The 3,486-nt window shown below is 68.9% G+C and carries 4 protein-coding genes; 3 read left to right on the forward strand and 1 reads right to left on the reverse strand.

Annotated elements, in window-relative coordinates:
- The 3 genes from VGR06_RS34320 to VGR06_RS34330 all read left to right on the forward strand — a co-directional run.
- Positions 1-823, forward strand: an 823-nt coding sequence (locus VGR06_RS34320; RefSeq protein WP_327563353.1) for a hypothetical protein, incomplete at its 5' end; no start/stop codon positions are given.
- A 22-nt stretch (positions 824-845) separates the two neighbouring features.
- Positions 846-2,201, forward strand: a complete 1,356-nt coding sequence (locus tag VGR06_RS34325) for a hypothetical protein (RefSeq protein WP_327563354.1) — start codon at positions 846-848, stop codon at positions 2,199-2,201.
- Between the two features lie 177 nt (positions 2,202-2,378).
- A complete protein-coding gene (locus VGR06_RS34330) occupies positions 2,379-2,708 on the forward strand; it encodes a hypothetical protein (protein WP_327563355.1) in 330 nt (109 codons plus the stop codon).
- 111 nt (positions 2,709-2,819) lie between these two features.
- On the opposite strand, the gene VGR06_RS34335 is transcribed toward VGR06_RS34330, so the two are convergent.
- A complete protein-coding gene (locus VGR06_RS34335; RefSeq protein ID WP_327563356.1) occupies positions 2,820-3,473 on the reverse strand; it encodes a Bax inhibitor-1/YccA family protein in 654 nt (217 codons plus the stop codon).
- Positions 3,474-3,486: the final 13 nt, after the last annotated feature.

Raw genomic sequence — 3,486 nt, forward strand, 5'->3', positions numbered from 1 at the left:
CACCCGGTACTTCCCGTCCGACGGCCCGCGTGACTGCGGCGATGGCGCGGCCGCCTGCCCGAGCGGGTTCGTGTTCTTCCGGGTGCCGCTGGAGCCGCGGGTCACCGCCGACCCGAGCGGCCAGCTGCCCGGCATCTACGCTACCTACAACGCGGTCGACCCGGCCACCGTGGTGCCGAGCACCACGTCGTACAGCTCGGCCGGGGCGAACTCCGGCCGGGTCGGCCGGTCGGTGGTCTACGTCATCCGCTCGGTGGACAACGGCCAGTCCTGGTCCGCGCCGGTCCCTGTGGACCCGGCAGGCGGCCGCGGCCACCAGTACTTCTCCGATGTGGATGCGCTGGGCGGCAAGCTGGTCGCGGTCTGGCAGGACAACCGCAGCGACGATGCCTACAGCGTGCAGCTGCCGATCGGTAACGCGCTCGACACGCAGGGTCGACCAGTTTCATCTGGCACCGACGCGGTCGGCACCTACGCCGCGGTGTCCGACGACGGCATCTCGTTTGCCCCGTCGGGCATGGTCTCCTCGGCGACGCACCAGCCGTCCTACGAGATGTTCGGTAACCGCTCAGTGCCGTTCCAGGGCGACTACAACTGGGTCGCGCTCGCCTTCGACGGCGCGAGCTCGCTGTTCGGCTACATGGGCTGGACAGACAACCGGGATGTCCTTCCGGGCGTCGACATCCGGGAGACCGACTACGTCGATGGCTTCGACGTGTTCCAGTGCCGCATGCCCACGGCGCTGGAACCGGATCGGTGCCCGAACGCGCACGGCCTCGACCAGAACATCTACGGCCAGTCGATCACGTTGCCGGTCGGCTGAGCCAAATTCGGGGTTCGGTACCATGCTGAGTCGCTTCGCTCGCCGGCCGCGTCAGGTCGTGATCGTCATGGTCATCGTGGCCGCCGCGCTCGCAGGCCTCGCCGTCACGGGGCCTACCGCGGGCGCGGCGCCGCTGCCCGGAGCACCGGTCGTGGTTCCTGACGCGACCGGTGACGCGGCCATCGACCACTGGTCGGACCCGAACGGTCCGATCGACGAGCCACGCGCCGACCTGACCTCCGCCTCCATCCAGATGGGTCCGGGGGAGCTGCAGGTGGCCGCCACAGTGGCACAGTTCACCGATCCGACCCAGGACTTCTCCTGGACCCACCAGGGAACCTGGACCGAGCTGCGCTGGTGGATCGACGCCACCGCCGACGGCTATACCGACTACCTCGTCATCTACCTGTACCAGCCGTTCAACCAGTTCGGGCTCTACGCCGTGATGGCCGATGTACGGAACGGCCGCCAGTGCCCCGGCAGGCCGTCCTTCGACGCGGCGGCGCGGCGCTACGTCGCGTCGTTTGCGTTGTCGTGCACGACGTCGCGGCAGATGCGGGTGCTCGCGCGGATGGACTGGGACCTGGACCCGTGGAACCACTCGTTGGGTACCGCCTTCGACTTTGCCCTCGACCAGCCCAACTGGTCGGTTGGCTCGTACAACTGGTCCGACCGGGCAGTGCGCGTCGGTGTCCGCGCGGACCGGCCAGCCGTGTTCCGCAGCGGGACCTGGTACCTGCGCTCCGGCGTGGGCTCCACCGACCGCACCACCGCCACGTTCCGCTTCGGCCGTGCCACCGATATCCCGATCCTCTGCGACTGGGATGGCGACGGTGACCGCACGCCAGGGGTATTCCGGGCCGGCCGCTGGTACATCAGGAACAGCAACACCGGCCCGGTGGTGAAGTCGTTCACCTTCGGGCGGGCCGGCGACCGGCCGGTCTGCGGCAACTGGCCGACCCCCGGTGCGTCCCCCCGTGCGGACCACCCAGGTGTCTACCGCGCGGGCGTCTGGTACCTGCGCTACTCCCTGTCCACCGGGTCTGCCAACCACTCCCTGCGATGGGGGGACTCGCTATCGAGACCGGTCGTGGGCGACTGGGACGGCGACGGGTGGGACCAGCCGGGCCTCTTCCGGGCAGGCCGCTGGCAGTTGCTTGACACCTTCTGGAGCCTGGTCGACCTCAGCAAGGTCAAGACCTTCTCGTTCGGCCAGTCAGGTGACGTTCCGGTGGTCGGCGATTGGAACCGGGACGGGTTGCCCACCGTTGGCGTGAAGCGAGGAACGAAGTGGTACGTCTCCAACGTCCTGGGCCCCCCGACCTCCTCGACCTTCTCCTACGGCCTCGCTACCGACCGGCCCGTCGTCTGGCGCTGACCGGGCCCATCCGCTGACCGCAAGGACCGCCACGACAGGCGGCTGCGTCGCGACAGTTTGGCCTCACCATCGGACAGCTGGCCTGTTCCTTGACGGGGCCTCCCGACGCCTCTCACGACGGCGGTGCTGTTGTCGATGTGGGAGTAGCGTGTGGCGCAAACCGGAGGAGGGCGGCTCATGGCAGCGGACCTTAGCCACCGTCATCGCGACACGCTCGAGAGAATCTTCAGCCATCCCTCGAGCGGGAACATCGAGTGGCGCCAGGTGCTGTCGCTCCTGGAAGCCGTCGGGACGACGACCGAAGAGCAGAATGGCAAGGTCAAGGTGGCGCTGGGTCCCGAGACCGAGATCCTCCAGCCCCCGCGGGGCAAGGACATCGACCAGCAGATGATTGTCGACCTGCGGCGGATGCTGACCCAGGCGGGATTCGCACCCGGCGACGTGCCGGCGACCGAGGATGCGCACTCGCGCGACCACGGCGACGGCGCGTGGGGCGCCCCCGCCTAGCGGCAGGACCTTGGCCACGGGTGGTGCGGGCCGCGCGCAGCTGCCGGCGCTCGAACAGATCACCCGCCAAGCCGATCAGCACCTTCCTGGCAGGGCGTCGTCAGATGCGGCCTAGTCGTCGCGGCCGAAGAGCAACAGGAACAGCTGGAACACGTTGAGGATGTCGAGGAAGATCGAGGCCGCCAGCAACGGGGCGGTCCGGATGTCTTGGCTGCGGCGAAGGCGCTGGAAGTCGAAGGCCGTCAAGCCGGCGAAGATCACCAGCCCGAGGATCGCGTAGATGAGCGCGCCGTTGGGGATCTGGACGAAGATGGTGACGATGCCGAAGATGATCAGCCCGATCAGCGCCCAGAACAGGGCGCGGGCGAGCGCCGAGAGGTCGCGGCGGGTGGCGTAGCCGGCGGCCCCGAACCCGGCGATGAACAGCGCCGTCGCCGCCCCCGCCTGCCAGACCGCCTGGGGATCGGCGCTGGTGTAGTAGCTGAGGGTTGGCGCCGTCGCGAGGCCGATGAGCACCCCGAACCCGAACAACAAGGTGACGGTGAGCCCCTGGGATCGCTGGGCGGCAAAGTTCATGGCGATGAGGCAGCCGAAGGCAGCGATGAACCACAGCCAGCCCCAGGGGGAGGACAGGTCTCGGCCGAGGTAGGCGCCGACCGCGAACAGGCCCGCGGTGACCGCGACCAGCCCCATGGTCTGGCCGAGCAAGGTCCCGGCCTGATCACGGGTGATCGGCGGCTCAACGGGAACGGCACTCGAACTCATCCGAGCTCCCTTC

Origin of the sequence: Actinophytocola sp. (assembly GCF_036002505.1) — a bacterium.
Lineage (GTDB): Bacteria > Actinomycetota > Actinomycetes > Mycobacteriales > Pseudonocardiaceae > DASYTH01.